The following is a 15245-nucleotide window of genomic DNA, read 5'->3' on the forward strand; positions in this document are numbered from 1 at the left end:
GTTGAAGGCTCAAGGCTGAGAAATTTTATCTGTATGAACTAACCGATAAATTTCTATTTGAGTGATAGCATGAGAGATATCTTTCATCTATCTTTGTCACTCTATAGCGCCTCAATTCACTCCATTTGATGGTCGCTTTTCATCGACAAACAAGGGATCAGGACAATGGAACAACAACGCTGTGCATGGGCCAACGTGTCAGAGCTAGATAAAGAGTACCATGACAATGAGTGGGGGGTGGCTATTCACGATGATAATCGTTTGTTTGAAATACTCAGCCTTGAAGGCGCCCAAGCGGGTCTAAGTTGGACAACCATTCTTAAAAAACGTGAGGGTTACCGTCAGGCGTTTTATGGTTTTGATATCGATAGGGTGTGTCAGATGACAGAACATGATATTGAACGCTTGGTTATCAATCCAGAGATCGTACGTCACCGCGGTAAGATTGAGTCTGTGATAAACAATGCTCAACAGTTAAGAATAATTCAAACTGAGTTTGGTTCGGTTGATGCCTTTTTTTGGCGTTATGTCGACAACCGCCAAATAGTAAATCATTGGCAGAAAATGTCTGAGTTACCGTCGAGTACAGATTTATCAAAGCAGATTAGCAAGGACCTAAAAAAGCGTGGTTTTAAGTTTGTCGGGCCAACTACTGTGTACGCTTTTATGCAGGCGGCAGGCTTAGTCGATGATCATCTTCAACATTGCCCTGCAAAGAAAAAGAGCGCGTAAGCGCTCTTGGTATAGCAAACTTATAATGTTACTTTTTTCTCAGCCAACAAGACGTTATAACGTGCCAGCCCCGCTTCTAGATCCGCAATTAGATCATCAACATTCTCTAGGCCGATGTGAACCCTGATTAACGTACCCTCAAAGTTTGGGTTTGCTACGGTTCGAAGACTATTAAAGCTCTTTGGTTCATTAGCGAGAATTAAACTTTCAAAACCGCCCCATGAATAACCCATGCTGAAGTGCTTCATACCATCAAGCAGTGCTGTTGTTGCTCGTGGGTAGCTAGTTTTCAATACAAATGAAAACAAACCGTTACCGCCAGTGAAATCGCGTTCAAAGAATTCATTGCCAGGACATGTGTTTAGCGCCGGATGGCGGACATGGTCGACTTCTGGACGACTTTGTAACCACTGGGCAACTCTAAGGCTGTTTTCAGCGTGCTGGCGTAAGCGGACATCTAAGGTACGAATACCGCGTAAGCCAAGATAGGCGTCATCTGGAGATACACATTGGCCCATCAGATAGCTTTGCTCACGTAACTGATCCCAGCATTTTTCATTTGCGACAGCTGTGCCCAGCATTACATCAGAGTGGCCAACAATGTACTTAGTTGCGGCTTGAATGGAAATGTCGACCCCGTGATCAAACGGAGAAAAGTTCACCCCTGCGGCCCATGTATTGTCGAGCATGACAATGATATCTTGCTCATGAGCGATACGAGCAAGCGTTGGCACGTCTTGCACTTCCATGGTGATCGAACCGGGAGACTCAAGAAACAACACTTTGGTGTTTGGTTTAACCAGTTCACGTATTCCTTCACCAATGGTTGGTGGATAGTAGGTGGTTTCTACCCCTAGCTTTTTCAGAATCTTATCGCAAAAGTCTCTCGTTGGTTCGTAGCAAGTGTCGACCATCAACACATGATCACCTGTTTCAACGAACGACAAAATGGCGTTGGAGATTGCGGCTGTGCCACATGGGTAGAGGGCGCAACCTGCACCACCTTCGATTTCTGTCATCGCATCTTGAAATGCGAAATGGGTCGTTGTGCCACGGCGACCATAGAAGAGTGTTTTATTCGCGCGATTGACAGTGGCGTGATGCTTTTCAGCTACCGTATCAAACACAACGGTAGAAGCCCTTTGCACGGCAGGGTTAACGACGCCGTTGGTCCATTTTTTGTCCCGACCAGCAGTGATAAACTTGGTCTGTTTACTTTCTGACATCTGAAGTCCTTATCGAATAGCTTACTTTATTTAAAACATGGCACCGCTTGAATAGCAAGGGTTTAAAGCAGGGGATTGAACAGATAGAAAACGCGCTCTAAAAAGCGAGAATACATTGAGCGATTTTTCCATTGGTCGATATCGACCAAGTGCGAATCATCCATGTAGCTTTGTTGCAGCCAGTACATTTCTTTGGTGAACTCAAGATCATCGATGGCTAATGTCAGTTCGAAGTTTAGCCACAAGCTTCGCATATCCATATTAACCGTTCCGACAAGGCAGAACTCCTCATCGATAACCACAGATTTTGTGTGCAGCAACCCACCATAAAATTCATAGATTTTTACTCCCGCGCTAAGCAGTTCACTGTAGAAAGCGCGTGAAGCCCACTGGACCATGACAGAATCATTTTTGTGCGGAATGATAAGTTCGACGTTGATGCCACGCTGTGCAGTCATTTTTAGCGTCGCAACTAGATCGGCACTGGGTACGAAATAAGGTGTGGTAATACGAACCGAGCGGTTAGCCTGATTGATGGCAAGCGTGAGCACTTGGGAAATTAAGTGTTCTGGCATTCCTGGGCCAGATGGTACGACTTGAACTGGATGCTGAGGCTCATCAGGATCGATACGACACTCTGGCAGCGAAGGGAATGTGCGCTCGCCTGTCTCGACCTCCCAATCCCAACAATGAATGGCTGATAGTACATTGACGGTTGGGCCAGTGACGCGAATCATAATATCAATCCACTGGCCCACACCTGAATCTTGTTTAAAGTAGGCAGGGTCGACCAAGTTCATTGAACCTGTATAGGCAATTTTCTCGTCGATGACGATGATTTTACGGTGCTGGCGTAAGTCTAGGCGACGTAAGAATATCCGCCATGGGCTCACTTCCAGAGCCTGTACGACTTCTATTCCTGCCGTGCGCATCATCTTCTCCCATTCACTGCGCAAAAAGCGGTGACTGCCAGCCGAATCAAGTAGGAGTTTTACATCTACGCCTCTTTTCGCCGCTTGTATCAATGCTGAGGCAACGGAGTCAGCTAACCCGCCTGGATGCCAAATATAAAACACCATCCGGATGCTCGTTTGGGCGTTCTCAATGTCTTCAATTATTGAATGTAAAATTTCGTCGGGCGAGCTTTGCAATGATAGTGAGTTGCCGGAAAGTGCTGGCAGCCCAAAGCGATTATTACACAACTCGTCAATACGATAGATATGGCGGCCAAAGTTTTCCGGCGCATGGGCATGACAGTCATTAAGCAGTGAAAACCAATCGGCAAAAGGCGCAAGCATCTCTTTTGCGCGCTCAGCTCTTTTGCGTCCTAGATTAAGTTCACCAAATAGAAAATAGCAGGCAACGCCTAAAATTGGGATGATATAAATAATCATCAACCAAGCCAGCGAAACACTCACTGCGCGACGTTTCAGTACCACGCGAATCGTGACACCAGCGACTAAGATCCAGTACAAACCGATCCCTGCCAGTGTAAGAAAGTGATAAAACTTTTCCATTCAGTAACCTAGAGGTAATGCAATGCTTCTCAATAGTAGATCTCTGAGGGAGTGGCGACAAGCAAGAAATGAGTTCAGATCGTGATGAAGTAGTATGGAAGTAAAAAGAATGATTGTGTTATTAGATTGTAAAAATTAGTGTATAGTTGATGTTAAAGGCTAAAAAATCAGCATTTAAACATATTAATTACAATTTTGATGGAAAAACGTACTAATGGGGGGTTCCAATTTTAATCTTAAACTGCTTTACTTGCCACAACGTTAGCGTCACTGATAATTTTATTAAGTGTAAAACTAAATATACACCACTTTTAAAGACGCCTAACAGAAGCAAACACAACACATAAAATGATTTTAATGGAGTAAATCGTGGCTACTAGTTCAAGTGCACAGCCCCGTGATACGTGGGGGTCTAAATTAGGCTTCGTTATGGCAGCAGCAGGTTCTGCTGTTGGTTTGGGTAACATCTGGAAGTTTCCTTACACAGCAGGTGAGAGTGGCGGCGGCGCATTCGTTGCTATCTACCTAGTGTTCGTAATTTTTATCGGTTTCAGCGTTATGCTAACCGAGTTCGCGATTGGTCGTAAGACTGGTCTATCGGCTGTTGGTGCGTTTAAATCGACAGACCGTCGTTGGACGTTTACAGGCGTTATGGGTGTATTAAGTGGCCTACTGATTATGGGTTTCTACCCAGTTGTTGGTGGCTGGGCACTGGCCTACATCTTTAAAGTCGGCGGTGGTCTGCTAAGTACTCCTGAAGCGATTGGCGATAGTTTCGGTAGCTTTATCTCTGATCCTGTACAGCCACTAATGTGGATGGGTATCTATCTGTTGCTTAACGTCGTTATCGTAATGAAAGGTATTTCTGGCGGTATCGAGAAAGCTGGTAAGATCCTAATGCCGCTACTGTTCCTGATTTTGATTGTCGTTTCCGTCAAAGGCTTGATGCTACCAGGTGCAATGGCCGGTCTAGAATTCCTATTCATGCCAGATTTCTCGAAAGTAGACAGTAACGTCGTACTTGCTGCGTTAGGTCAAGCATTCTTCTCTCTATCGCTAGGTATGGGTTGTATGATGACTTACGGTTCTTACTTGAAGAAGAAAGAGAACCTAGTTCAGACAACGGGTATGGTTACCGCAATGGATACAGGTGTTGCGATCCTTGCGGGTGTGGCAATGTTCCCAGCAATGTTTGCATTCGGTATGGAACCTGCGGCGGGCCCTGGCTTGGTGTTCGTGGTTGTACCGCAACTATTTGCTGAAATGGGCGGTGTGATTGGTTTACTGTTTGCTCTAATGTTCTTTATTGCATTAACGGTTGCTGCGCTAACGTCTTCTGTATCACTACTTGAAGTTGTTGTTTCTTACCTAATTGATGAGAAAGGGCTAAAACGTTCAACAGCCGTTATCAGCGCAAGTTCAGTGATGGTTGCACTGTGTGTCATTGCATCACTATCACTAGGTGGTGTTGGTCCAACGCTGTTTGGTACAGGCGCATTTGATATCTTCGACCTTCTGACTGACAAAATCTTCCTTGCGGTTGGCGGTATGTTGGTATGTATCTTTGCTGGCTGGCGTCTATCTCGCTCTGAGCTTGAGAAAGAAATTACCAATGACGGTGAGGTTTCTTTCCCTCTATTCGGTCTATGGTACAACTTGGTTAAATACGTAATCCCTGTCGCAATTGCAATCGTTGCTTTCATGGGCGTCAAATCAGGTTTCGATAGCGGTAAAGGCGAAATCATGATGCTTGGCTTAGCTATCATCGCACTAACAGGCATCTTCTCGAAGAAGCTCTAGTCGTGATTGAATAACCAGGTTTAAAAACCTCCCACTTGGGAGGTTTTTTCGTTTAAACCATACTGGTTTTCAAAATGAGAATGGGTATACTCATGCCTCCGAAGTGGAGCCAGTTACATGTTTGATATTTTACATACTCACCCTGATTTTATCGTTATCAACAAACATCCGAATGTTTCAGTGCATAAAGATGATGGCGATACCATGTTACTGCAAGAAGTGGCTAAACAAACAGGAGATGCACAGCTCTACCTGATCCATCGTTTAGACAAGATGACTTCTGGTTTGCTCTTGCTAGGAAGAAATGCAGGTGCCGCGAGTGAGCTTTCGAGACAGTTTGCTAATCGAAGTGTCGAAAAGTTTTACCTTGCCATTGGAAGTAAGAAACCCAAGAAGAAGCAAGGCCTTGTCAGCGGCGATATGGAACGTTCACGTCGTTCTTCATGGAAACTGCTCAATACGCAAGCTAACCCAGCTGTTACACAATTTTTCTCTCTCGCCGCGATGCCAGGTGAGCGCTTGTTTTTGTGTAAACCTCATACAGGGAAAACTCATCAAATTCGCGTTGCGCTGAAATCTCTAGGCTCAGCGATTGCCGGTGACGCTATCTACAATAATGGCAGTCAAGCGGATCGTGGGTACTTGCATGCCTTTGCTCTTCGCTTCGAGTTCTGTCACCAAGCATACCAATTTGTATGTGACCCACGAGATAACGCCATACTCGGCGATAAGTGGAATGAAGATATTACCAGTCAAGGCATTGAGGCTTGGCTAAAACCTTGGGAGCTATCATGGCCGAAGATCAACAAGTAATTCCGGCAGCTATGCAAACCGAACAGTTGCCTCTCTTTTTTGAGCAGCTTCATCTGCAGCTCGAAGCAGCACCGAATGAAGTACGCAGGCTGTTTCACGGCCGAGGGCGAGGTTTCGATGGCCTAGAGCAGTTAACCTGTGATTGGATTCAAGGCCAGCTTATTGTGAGTATTTTTAAGAGTGTCGATAACGCTTTCATTGCGTCACTCAAACAAGGTTTGCTGTCACTCTCAACCAGTGATCTATGGGCCAATAAGCAAGGCACGAGCATCGTCGTGCAACATCGTTACGCAGAAGGTGCACCGTCAGAGGTATTATTTGGCGAGCTAGATTCTCGTCCAGTGGTTGAAGAGTCAGGTCTGAAGTATCAATTGGATATCGGTCGTAATCAAAACTTTGGTCTGTTCCTTGATATGCGTTGTGGACGTGATTGGGTAAAAGAGCAGGCTAAACATAAAAATGTACTTAATTTGTTTGCTTACACATGTGGTTTCTCGGTGGCGGCAATCGAGGGAGGTGCGGATCAAGTGGTTAACGTCGATATGTCTCGCTCATCACTGTCAAAAGGGCGCGAGAACCACAAGTTGAATGGTCACAATATTAATCAAGTGAAATTTCTCGGTTACGATATTTTCCGCTCGTGGGGAAAAATCAAAAAGATGGGCCGTTATGATTTAATCGTGATTGATCCGCCGTCTTTCCAAAAGGGAAGTTTTGCATTAACCAAAGACTACAAGCGTATTCTGCGTAAGCTACCTGAATTGTTGGCCGAAGGCGGCGAGGTTATTGCCTGTGTTAACTCCCCTCAAGTAACGAGCCAGTTTTTAATTGATGGAATGAAGGAAGAAGCACCTCAACTGAATTTCATCGAGCGACTTGCAAATCCACCAGAATTTGAAGATATCGATCCCGAAGCGTCTCTCAAGGTCTTGAGGTTTAAGTAGTGAATACGAAAAAAGTGCCATATTTGGCACTTTTTTGCGATTAAGGGTGATGAATATCGAGTGATCTTAATCATGTTCTATCAGTGTATGGAAGCCTGAATAGATGCGAGTGAAGGTGGTAAACCAGCAAGCTGCGCCAAAGATATAGGCAATGATCGCAAAGTGTTGTGGCAGCAAACACAGCAGAACAAAACAGGCAATCGTCTCGGTTCCTTCAGTCAAACCGCTCATGTAGTAGAGTGATTTGTGTTGATAAACAGGGTTGTCGATACCACGTTTGTTCGCCATGATGGCAAAGGCGAGGAAGCTGCTGCCTGTCCCGATAAACGAGAAGATCAAAAAGGCGCCCGCGACAGCGTTTTGGTCTGGATTTGCCACCACAAAGCCAAATGGAATAAGGGAATAAAACAAAAAGTCCAAACTGATGTCGAGGAAACCGCCTGCGTCAGTAATGCCTTGTAGTCGAGCAAGGGCACCATCTAAACCATCGCAGAGTCGATTGAGTAAAATCAGCATCAACGCCAGTGTGTATTCTTCCAAAGCCAAGGCTGGAAACGCCAAACAGCCGAGTACAAAGCCAAACAAGGTCATTTGATTGGCTGTCACGCCACACTTGTCGATGAGTTTTGCGCATTGCGTAAGTGGCCATTTAATGATTTTGATACTCAAACTATCCAGCATTTTTGCTCTCCCATGGCCAGTTTAAGCAGCGACTACCCTCAGGGATGTCTTCTTTATCATGAGTCACCATTAACGATGGAATATTGGCTTGCTTGAGTTGCTCAGCGACCCAACGGCGAAACTGTGCTCTAAGGTCTTTATCCAATTTGCTGTAAGGTTCATCAAATAACGCTACTTTGGGCTCTGCTAGTAACATACGAGTGAGCGCAATGCGTGCCCGTTGCCCCCCTGATATTTGATCTGGGAATGAGTTGGCAAGCTTGGTTAACGAGATGTGTTTCAGTGCCAACAATGAGCGATCTTTGCGTTCGGCACCTCTGATTGAATCAGGTAACGCGAACGCGAGATTTTCCCAAACCGTTAGATGAGGGAAGAGCAAGTCGTCTTGAAACAAGATCCCGACTTGGCGTTTATGGGCGGGTAGCGAATCTAACTTCATGCCATCGAGCGTGATTACGCCTGAATAGTTAAACTCTGGGGATAGATGACCAGCAATCGCATCCAGCAGTGTCGATTTACCACAACCGCTTGGGCCCATTAAGGTCACCATTTCTCCTTTCTCAACGGTCATAGTTAACGCAGAGAAAAGCGTGTCGCCATTGTTTTTACGGATGGCGAGGTTTTCGAGACAAAGACTCATTCGGGAGTAAACCTTTCATTGTCAGTCGACGATACTTAACGTGTAGACGGCTAAGGAGTATCGCGAAAGAGAAGAACATTAAGGGTAGCAGCGCTTGCCAAATAGCGTAAATAGCGGTGACTCTGCGATCAAAGCCACTCGAAAGAGCAACGGCTTCTGTGGTGATGGTAGTGATGCGGCCAGCACCAAGAACTAGCGTAGGTAAATATTGCGCCAAACTTACGCTGATACCCACAGCCCAAGCGAAGGCTACTGCGGGCAACAATATCGGTAGCTTGATTTTCAGCCACGCTTGTAGTGGCGTCTTACCTAGGCTTAACGCAACCCGAGTCAAGCCGTTGTCATAGCTTCGCCACGGACCATCTAGGGACAAATAAACAAATGGGAAGGCAAAGAAAATATGTGCCCAGCATACCCATAATAAGTAAGCATTATTATCAAAATAGAGCGTGGCGACTTGCATACCAAATAATACGGACAACTGAGGGATCAGCATTGGGATAGCGATAATGTAACCTGGTATTTGCCGTCGGTAGCGTAAGCGATATTCGTGCGCAATCAAGGCGAGTGCAAGGGCAACGGAGGCGCAGATGATAGCAATGAGCATACTTTGCTCCAACGTGCCGAGAATCGTGTGCCATTCGTACTGCCAAAATCGCAGGCTATACTGGCTAGGGGATAGGTCAGGAAAGCGCCAGCGCTGAGCGAAGCTCCAAACAATCATTAACGGGATCATTATTAACGAAAGTAGAGCGATCATCGAGAACAAGCTTTTACCGGGTAAACGAGCACCGTGGCGCCCCGAGTATTGCCAATGTTTGAAACCTTTGGTGATCGACCATTCGATGATGCGCGCAATGCCAATCAATACACTCGCCATTACGAATAGGATGACAGCACCTGCTGCAGCTCTGGGTAAAAGAGAAAGGTCTGGATCGTTAAACCATTGCCATACCAGCACAGCAAATATCGGTGGATTCGTCGGGCCAATAATTAAAGCAACATCCACCACTGACAAACTGTAAGCCAAAACCGCTAACATAGGAAAACGCAGTTTTGCCAGCCATTGCGGGAAAATACACTTCCACCATGCCTGAGCAGAGCTGTAACCCATAGAGTGGCTAACTTTTTCAATCTTATCGACCTTTAACTGTGACAGTATCGGAATACTCATCAGTAATAAGAATGGCACTTCTTTAATGGCCAGCATAACAATTAAACCCAACGCATATGGGTCTTTAATCAATAGTGCTAGATCATTGACTGTCTGAGCATTCGGGTCGTAGCCAAACATTTGATGCAGAACTCGGATCCCCATTCCTGTCGGCGCAAACAAGAATGCAAAACCAATCGCAAAAGCGACATGTGGCATGGCGAGCAGAGGTGACAGACTCATTTCAATCTTGTGCCAGAATGGTTTGCCCCAACTAGCTTGCAAAATTGCAAAACAGATCAAGCACGCGAGGTAGCTACTGAAAATAGCAGAATAGAAAGTCAGTCCGATCGATGTCCAGACGCCTTGCCATTCGAACACCGCGTTGAAGCCATCGAGTGAAAATTGATGCTGGCCGATCGGTGGAATATAGCCGAGCGCAGACACGGCCACCCCAAGTAACCCTGGGATGGTCGGCAATATGCAAACTGCAATAATAACCAGATACAGCGCTCTTAACATGGCTGACTATTAGTTCCCGTAACGTTTCAACCATTCTTTCTCTAGCGCTGTTTGCCAACTTGGGTGTGGTTCTGCGATAGATTTGAATTGTTGAGTGTTTTTGGCTGATCCTGTTAAGTACTGATTGTTGAGTACAGAGGGATCTCCCCAGATGTTGAGGTCACCTTTGCGAGATTGCGCTTCAGGGCTTAGCAGAAAGTTTATCGCAACTTGTGCCCCTGCTTTAGCGTTGGCATTCCATGGGATGGCTAAAAAGTGGATGTTCGATAGCGCACCGTTATCCATCGCATAGGCTTTGGTCGTTTCAGCTAATTTGCCGCTTGATTGAGCTGAGTATACCGCATTCGGATTGAATGTAATGGCAAGATCGATTTGACCATCGTCGAGTAACTGAACGCTTTCTGCGGTTCCTCCTGGGAACTGCTCTCCACCACGCCAGGCGACTTTATGAAACTCGTCTAGGTAAGCCCACAGTGGCTGCGTGACTAATTCGAAACTCTCTTGTTTCACGGGGTAGCGCAATGACGCGTCGTTATTCGTAAGCTCGATAAGCAACGCTTTAATGAAACTCGTACCATGAAACTCTGGAGGACGAGGGTAGGTCAGACGGTTAGGAAACGCTTTGGCATAACTGAGCATTTCAGCAAATGAGCGCGGTGGGTTGTTGAGTGTTTTCTCATCGTGGATAAACACTAGCTGCCCCACCCCCCATGGTGCTTCCAGTCCTTCGGTAGGTTCCGAAAAATCGACATTAACAGGGAGCGTTTTATCAACGTATTGCCAGCTTGGTAACTCTTCAACAAAAGGGCCAAAGAGCAGTTGGTTGTCTTTCATTGACTTGAAGTTTTCGCCATTGATCCACACCATGTCGACGCTGCCACCGCTGTTCTTGTCCGCGGCTTTTTCAGCGATCAAGCGCGTGGTGGTTTCAGCTATGTCACTAACTTTGACGTGATTTAAAGTGACATTGTAGCGTGACTTTAGTTCGCTACCAGCCCACTGAATATAACGATTGATTTCTTGGCTTCCTCCCCAAGCATGAAAGTAGACGGTTTGACCGTCAGCTTGTTGTTCGATGGATTGCCAATCTTCAGCGATAACCGGTGTGGTTATCGCTGTGGCTAGAATACCAATGATGCTAAATACCTTTTTCATATGTAATCCGTATCTCGTTGTTTATTCGTTGGGCTGACTTAGCCATCCAGATTTGATAGTGGATAGTAATCAATCTTCATTGTTTATCAATGTTCATTTTACAGTAAATTCATATAATTACTTTCTACGTGTAGATGTGTTCACTTAAAACTTTTCATTTTCGCAGTGGTGCGAAGCTCATCGTAAGCCTGTAAACATAACGTGAGCGAGTTATTCTTGTTAAGCACAGCTTGAGTCTTTTAACCAGACCGGATTGTCACGCAAGTTCTTACACAACAACGTAATTTTTTGTCGTCACCGCTAGAGAGTGAGAAAGGATAGCGTATCGTCGGAGTAATGGTGAGGGGGAAAATAAAAAAGCAGCGCAAACGGCTGCTTTCAGTGACTAACTAATTCTAGTTCTTCCAGTCATTAAGCTTAAATGTAAGCGTATGTACGTCGTTTTTCAGCGTCATGAAGTTGTCGGTTAATACCATATCACTCCAACTGGATAAGGTCTGGCTGAACGCTTGTTCTGTGTCCATTACATCACCGATACACATTTTCATCGTCATGCCCATTTTTTCAATGCGGAACTTGTTGTCTTTTAGTTCCGCTTGGCCGAAGAAGTTATTACAGCCAGCGTTACCATTTGCTGTCATTTTCTCACCAATCTCAATGCGTGGTGCTTTTTGACGTTCACCCAATACGAGATCTTTGCCATCAATCGTGACCAGTTCCCAATTATGGTGTTGTAAGTCTTGAGTTGTAATTTGTCTTACATCGTCGCCATTGCTTGCACAAGCCGTCACAACGAAAGGCAGAGCCATTGCGGCAAGTAATGTTTTTGGACTAAGCTTCATAATAGGTCAACTCCAATAAGTAGTGGATAAGTCATCGTAGTGACTTCGCTGCATGCAGTATAGTGAATAACCGCGCTAATTTGTCAGTATAAAGTCATAGTTTGCGACGAGTCACAGATTGGAAGGCATTGATAAACATACAAATAAAATTCTATTAGAGTGAATTTTGAACGTTTCTTAGCTGCGAGAGTGAATGTTTGGAACAGTTAGAGTTTTTCACCGTCCCTAGCCCATGTGTCGGCGTTTGTACTGTAGATGAAAAAGGTTACTGCAGGGGATGCATGCGCAAACGAGAAGAACGTTTTAACTGGCTCAGTATGACGCCTGCGGAGCAGCTTCACGTGATTAAACTGTGCCGTCAGCGTTATTTGCGTAAAAAGCGACAAGCTCAGTCAACTCAGACGGAAGAAATTCCATTGCATACACCTCAGCAAGATCTTTTTTAAAATCAAATCTTTACTTTAGAATTGACCTAATCTAGATGGTAAATATCGTGTCACGTGTTTAGAGGTGTAGTATGTCTATACGTTACGGTGTTAGGAACCCATGTATCGGGCTTTGTGAGATGAAAAATGACGGTATAAGCGCTGGCTGCGGTCGCTCAAGACAAGAAAGGTACTTGTGGTATCGACTGCCTGAAAGTAAGCAAGAGAGATCCTAGAGCGGGTACTAAGTGAATCTCTCTATTCACGCTGTCGAAGTTAACTCAATTATTTCAATCCCCAACGATCATTTATCCAACCACCAGCACGTTCATCGAAATGGCTTCCAGAAAATCGGTGGTTCACTTCACTATTACTTTTTTCGTTATGAGGATTGTCGTCGAGTAAATGTTGGATGTAGTTTGCCATCGGATCACCACCTTTCAGCCGCTCTTGCCGAGTCGCTACCTCTTTGATTAATTGAAGACGGTATGAGTTGCTAGCTCTTTTCATGCAGTGATCCTCCTTGGTTATGACACTAATATGAAAAGTTAGAAGGCGATGTGGTAACCGTCAATCTCATTTGGTTAATAATTGGTCAACTTTGCTTCAATCAAGCTAAGGTAAACCAGCGCGAGTTGCAACTGGTGTATCTATCATATTGATTAAAAGAAGAAGTTTTTCTTGGTATGGATTGATGTTTTGAAATAAAAAATTCATCAAAAATTAAATCAATTAGGCTGCGCAGTGGCAGCCTAACGATCCTATGTTTTATTGCACTATTTGGCGAAATTTATGATAGGAAAACAAGGGAGGAAGCCATTATCAGCACAGTTGATTATACCAACTTGCACGCCTTCTATTTTGGCCGTTTTATTAAAGAAACCTACCTGAACCGTCGACTCGTTGGAGAAATTTACAGCGCCTACATCCACCATAGTGTCACCTTTTGAGTAGTTAACAAAACTCACGTTGGCTCCCTTAACATCATTGGTGACATTGACTGCGCCTAGATTGACACCTGTGGTTAAACCTTCGTTCCAGTTAAAAATTCCGAGTGAAGCGCCAGTCATCTCTTGATTGACTTTAGATCCACCAAGGAACAAGCCAAAATTTACGCCTGTGGTTGTATTGGTCTCTGACATTCCGACGATAGAAAAATCGACACCTTTCAATGTATCGACTTTACCGTGCAGCGCCGCCAATCTTACTCCTGATACCTGTGTATTGTCGGGCGCGTTGAAGTCATTTACAGAGGAAAACATAACGGGTGAAGATGCAAGAGTGGCGCAGGAGATCAACGCGCTCGTCACCGCCACTGCATTAACTATTTTTTTCATAACAACTCCCACTTTTACTTTGTTGTTAGAGTAAACCCTTATGGTTACTCATTTAGTAACTATAGTTGCATCGAGATGAGAGTTGCATTTGTGGTTGATTTTCAAGCTATCTGTTCCATAAATGAGGCTGTTATTGTTGGTACTACCTAACGGAGCCTTTAATTAGCGTTATGCAATCTTGTGCAATGCAAAAGTCCCTGTCTATATTTATATGGTAACGTCAGAGGCTGCTTAACCATGAAAGATTCGCAAATTGTCATAGTAGACGACTCACCTGCTATTTTGCTTGTAATGAAGGGAATGATGTCAGAGTTGGGATATGAGAATGTGATTACTTGCTCTAACCCTGCTGCCGCGTTATCCAATATTAGGCGCTCGCCAGAGAAGTATGGAGCCGTGTTTACGGATCTGAACATGCCTGATATGGACGGCATGACATTGTTAAAAGAACTTGGCGAGATGGGCTATCGAGGTGGTGTTTGTATCATTTCGGATATGGAAAAGCGGGTGATCGAACTCGCCGCACACATCGCTCGTAAACATAAAGTCAATTTGATCGGCAATATTGCCAAGCCAGTCCATATCAATGAGCTTCAACGTACGCTCAAGAAAATTGAGCAAGTTAGCGAGCGCGAAACCCACAGTGTTGAAGTCTTGTCGCCAAGTGTTCTACGAAGCCATATGGAACAAGGACTTGTTGAACCTTATTACCAGCCAAAAGTTTGTATTCACAGTCGACGCGTTGCGGGTATAGAAGTGCTGGCTCGTATCGTTAAACCAGGACAGATTAATGCCATTGCTCCGGGGCAGTTTATTCCCACTGCGATTGAAAGTGGAATGCTCAATGAACTGACTCAACAACTATTAGGCAAAGTTCTTACGGATTTCCCCAAGTTACTTAAAGAATTTGGTAAGCAGGTCAAAGTGAGTCTCAACTTGTCCCCATCTCAACTGACCGTTGACGGCTATACGCTCGATTTTATTGATACGATTGATCACCGCCAAATTGATAAGGAAAACATTACCTTAGAGATCACGGAAGAGTGTGCGCTGGAAAACACCGAACAGTTGGAAACGATCAACCGCTTGCGAATGCGTGGTTTTGGTGTGTCGCTTGATGACTTTGGAACAGGATTTACCAACTTGAACCAATTGCGAACTTTGCCATTTACTGAGGTCAAAATTGATCGCACACTGATTCATGACATTCATCAAGATCACTTCAATCAGGTCGTGGTGGATACGTTAGTTAATATTGCTGGGAAAATTGACGCATCACTTATCGCTGAAGGTATTGAAGACTATCAAGATTTAGAATATCTCAGCGAAACATACAAAGATATGAAAGTTCAAGGTTACCTCATATGCAAACCAAAACCGCTAGACAGTTTGCTGTATTGGTATCACAGCTGGCTTTATAACGTTAAGTAAAAATGCCCCGACTGGATTAGCGGGGCA

16 protein-coding genes are annotated in these 15245 nt (G+C 44.8%); 7 read left to right on the forward strand and 9 right to left on the reverse strand.

Going from position 1 to position 15245, the window contains the following annotated elements; all coding sequences use genetic code 11:
- Nucleotides 1–156: 156 nt before the first annotated feature.
- Nucleotides 157–732, forward strand: coding sequence for a DNA-3-methyladenine glycosylase I (locus tag TW81_RS09555; RefSeq protein ID WP_156980935.1), 576 nt, complete (start codon nt 157–159; stop codon nt 730–732).
- Between the two features lie 20 nt (nt 733–752).
- On the opposite strand, the gene TW81_RS09560 is transcribed toward TW81_RS09555, so the two are convergent.
- Entirely contained in the window at nt 753–1958 is a 1206-nt protein-coding gene (locus TW81_RS09560) for a cystathionine beta-lyase (RefSeq protein WP_045955485.1), read from the reverse strand.
- A 62-nt stretch (nt 1959–2020) separates the two neighbouring features.
- Nucleotides 2021–3475 carry a cardiolipin synthase gene (gene cls / locus TW81_RS09565; protein ID WP_045955486.1) on the reverse strand — a complete coding sequence of 485 codons (1455 nt, stop codon included), beginning with the start codon at nt 3473–3475 and terminating at the stop codon, nt 2021–2023.
- Between the two features lie 369 nt (nt 3476–3844).
- On the opposite strand from cls, the gene TW81_RS09570 reads away from it, so the two are divergent.
- From TW81_RS09570 to TW81_RS09580, 3 genes are all read left to right on the forward strand, one after another.
- The gene (locus tag TW81_RS09570; RefSeq protein WP_045955487.1) at nt 3845–5275 is read left to right on the forward strand and encodes a sodium-dependent transporter; all 1431 of its coding nucleotides are present in this window, start codon (nt 3845–3847) and stop codon (nt 5273–5275) included.
- 117 nt (nt 5276–5392) lie between these two features.
- The gene (locus TW81_RS09575) at nt 5393–6088 is read left to right on the forward strand and encodes a TIGR01621 family pseudouridine synthase (RefSeq protein ID WP_045955488.1); all 696 of its coding nucleotides are present in this window, start codon (nt 5393–5395) and stop codon (nt 6086–6088) included.
- 11 nt (nt 6089–6099) lie between these two features.
- On the forward strand, nt 6100–7032 hold the full coding sequence (locus TW81_RS09580) for a class I SAM-dependent methyltransferase (RefSeq protein WP_045955684.1): 933 nt from the start codon (nt 6100–6102) through the stop codon (nt 7030–7032).
- A gap of 66 nt (nt 7033–7098) precedes the next feature.
- Here the strand turns inward: TW81_RS09580 and TW81_RS09585 are convergent, their stop codons facing one another.
- The 5 genes from TW81_RS09585 to TW81_RS09605 all read right to left on the reverse strand — a co-directional run bounded on the left by TW81_RS09585 (nt 7099) and on the right by TW81_RS09605 (nt 12025).
- Nucleotides 7099–7713: a CDP-alcohol phosphatidyltransferase family protein gene (locus TW81_RS09585; protein ID WP_045955489.1), complete on the reverse strand. Its 615-nt coding sequence runs from the start codon at nt 7711–7713 to the stop codon at nt 7099–7101.
- Nucleotides 7703–8353, reverse strand: a complete 651-nt coding sequence (locus TW81_RS09590) for an ATP-binding cassette domain-containing protein (RefSeq protein WP_045955490.1) — start codon at nt 8351–8353, stop codon at nt 7703–7705. The genes TW81_RS09585 and TW81_RS09590 overlap by 11 nt, the downstream gene beginning before the upstream one ends.
- On the reverse strand, nt 8319–10028 hold the full coding sequence (locus TW81_RS09595; protein WP_045955491.1) for an ABC transporter permease: 1710 nt from the start codon (nt 10026–10028) through the stop codon (nt 8319–8321). Before TW81_RS09595 ends, TW81_RS09590 begins: the two co-directional genes overlap by 35 nt.
- A gap of 9 nt (nt 10029–10037) precedes the next feature.
- On the reverse strand, nt 10038–11183 hold the full coding sequence (locus tag TW81_RS09600) for an ABC transporter substrate-binding protein (protein ID WP_045955492.1): 1146 nt from the start codon (nt 11181–11183) through the stop codon (nt 10038–10040).
- 395 nt (nt 11184–11578) lie between these two features.
- Entirely contained in the window at nt 11579–12025 is a 447-nt protein-coding gene (locus TW81_RS09605) for an META domain-containing protein (RefSeq protein ID WP_045955493.1), read from the reverse strand.
- A gap of 197 nt (nt 12026–12222) precedes the next feature.
- Between TW81_RS09605 and TW81_RS09610 the strand changes: the two genes are divergently transcribed.
- Both TW81_RS09610 and TW81_RS19665 read left to right on the forward strand, forming a co-directional pair.
- Entirely contained in the window at nt 12223–12471 is a 249-nt protein-coding gene (locus tag TW81_RS09610) for a DUF1289 domain-containing protein (RefSeq protein WP_045955494.1), read from the forward strand.
- A gap of 71 nt (nt 12472–12542) precedes the next feature.
- Nucleotides 12543–12686, forward strand: a complete 144-nt coding sequence (locus TW81_RS19665) for a DUF1289 domain-containing protein (RefSeq protein ID WP_084715841.1) — start codon at nt 12543–12545, stop codon at nt 12684–12686.
- Between the two features lie 49 nt (nt 12687–12735).
- On the opposite strand, the gene TW81_RS09615 is transcribed toward TW81_RS19665, so the two are convergent.
- A complete protein-coding gene (locus TW81_RS09615) occupies nt 12736–12960 on the reverse strand; it encodes a hypothetical protein (RefSeq protein ID WP_045955495.1) in 225 nt (74 codons plus the stop codon).
- Nucleotides 12961–13226: 266 nt separating this feature from the next.
- Nucleotides 13227–13787 carry a VC2662 family protein gene (locus tag TW81_RS09620; RefSeq protein ID WP_045955496.1) on the reverse strand — a complete coding sequence of 187 codons (561 nt, stop codon included), beginning with the start codon at nt 13785–13787 and terminating at the stop codon, nt 13227–13229.
- A gap of 237 nt (nt 13788–14024) precedes the next feature.
- Between TW81_RS09620 and TW81_RS09625 the strand changes: the two genes are divergently transcribed.
- Nucleotides 14025–15218, forward strand: coding sequence for an EAL domain-containing response regulator (locus TW81_RS09625; RefSeq protein WP_045955497.1), 1194 nt, complete (start codon nt 14025–14027; stop codon nt 15216–15218).
- Nucleotides 15219–15245 lie beyond the last annotated feature (27 nt).

Origin of the sequence: Vibrio galatheae, assembly GCF_000967545.1 — a bacterium.
In the GTDB taxonomy this organism is placed as follows: domain Bacteria; phylum Pseudomonadota; class Gammaproteobacteria; order Enterobacterales; family Vibrionaceae; genus Vibrio; species Vibrio galatheae.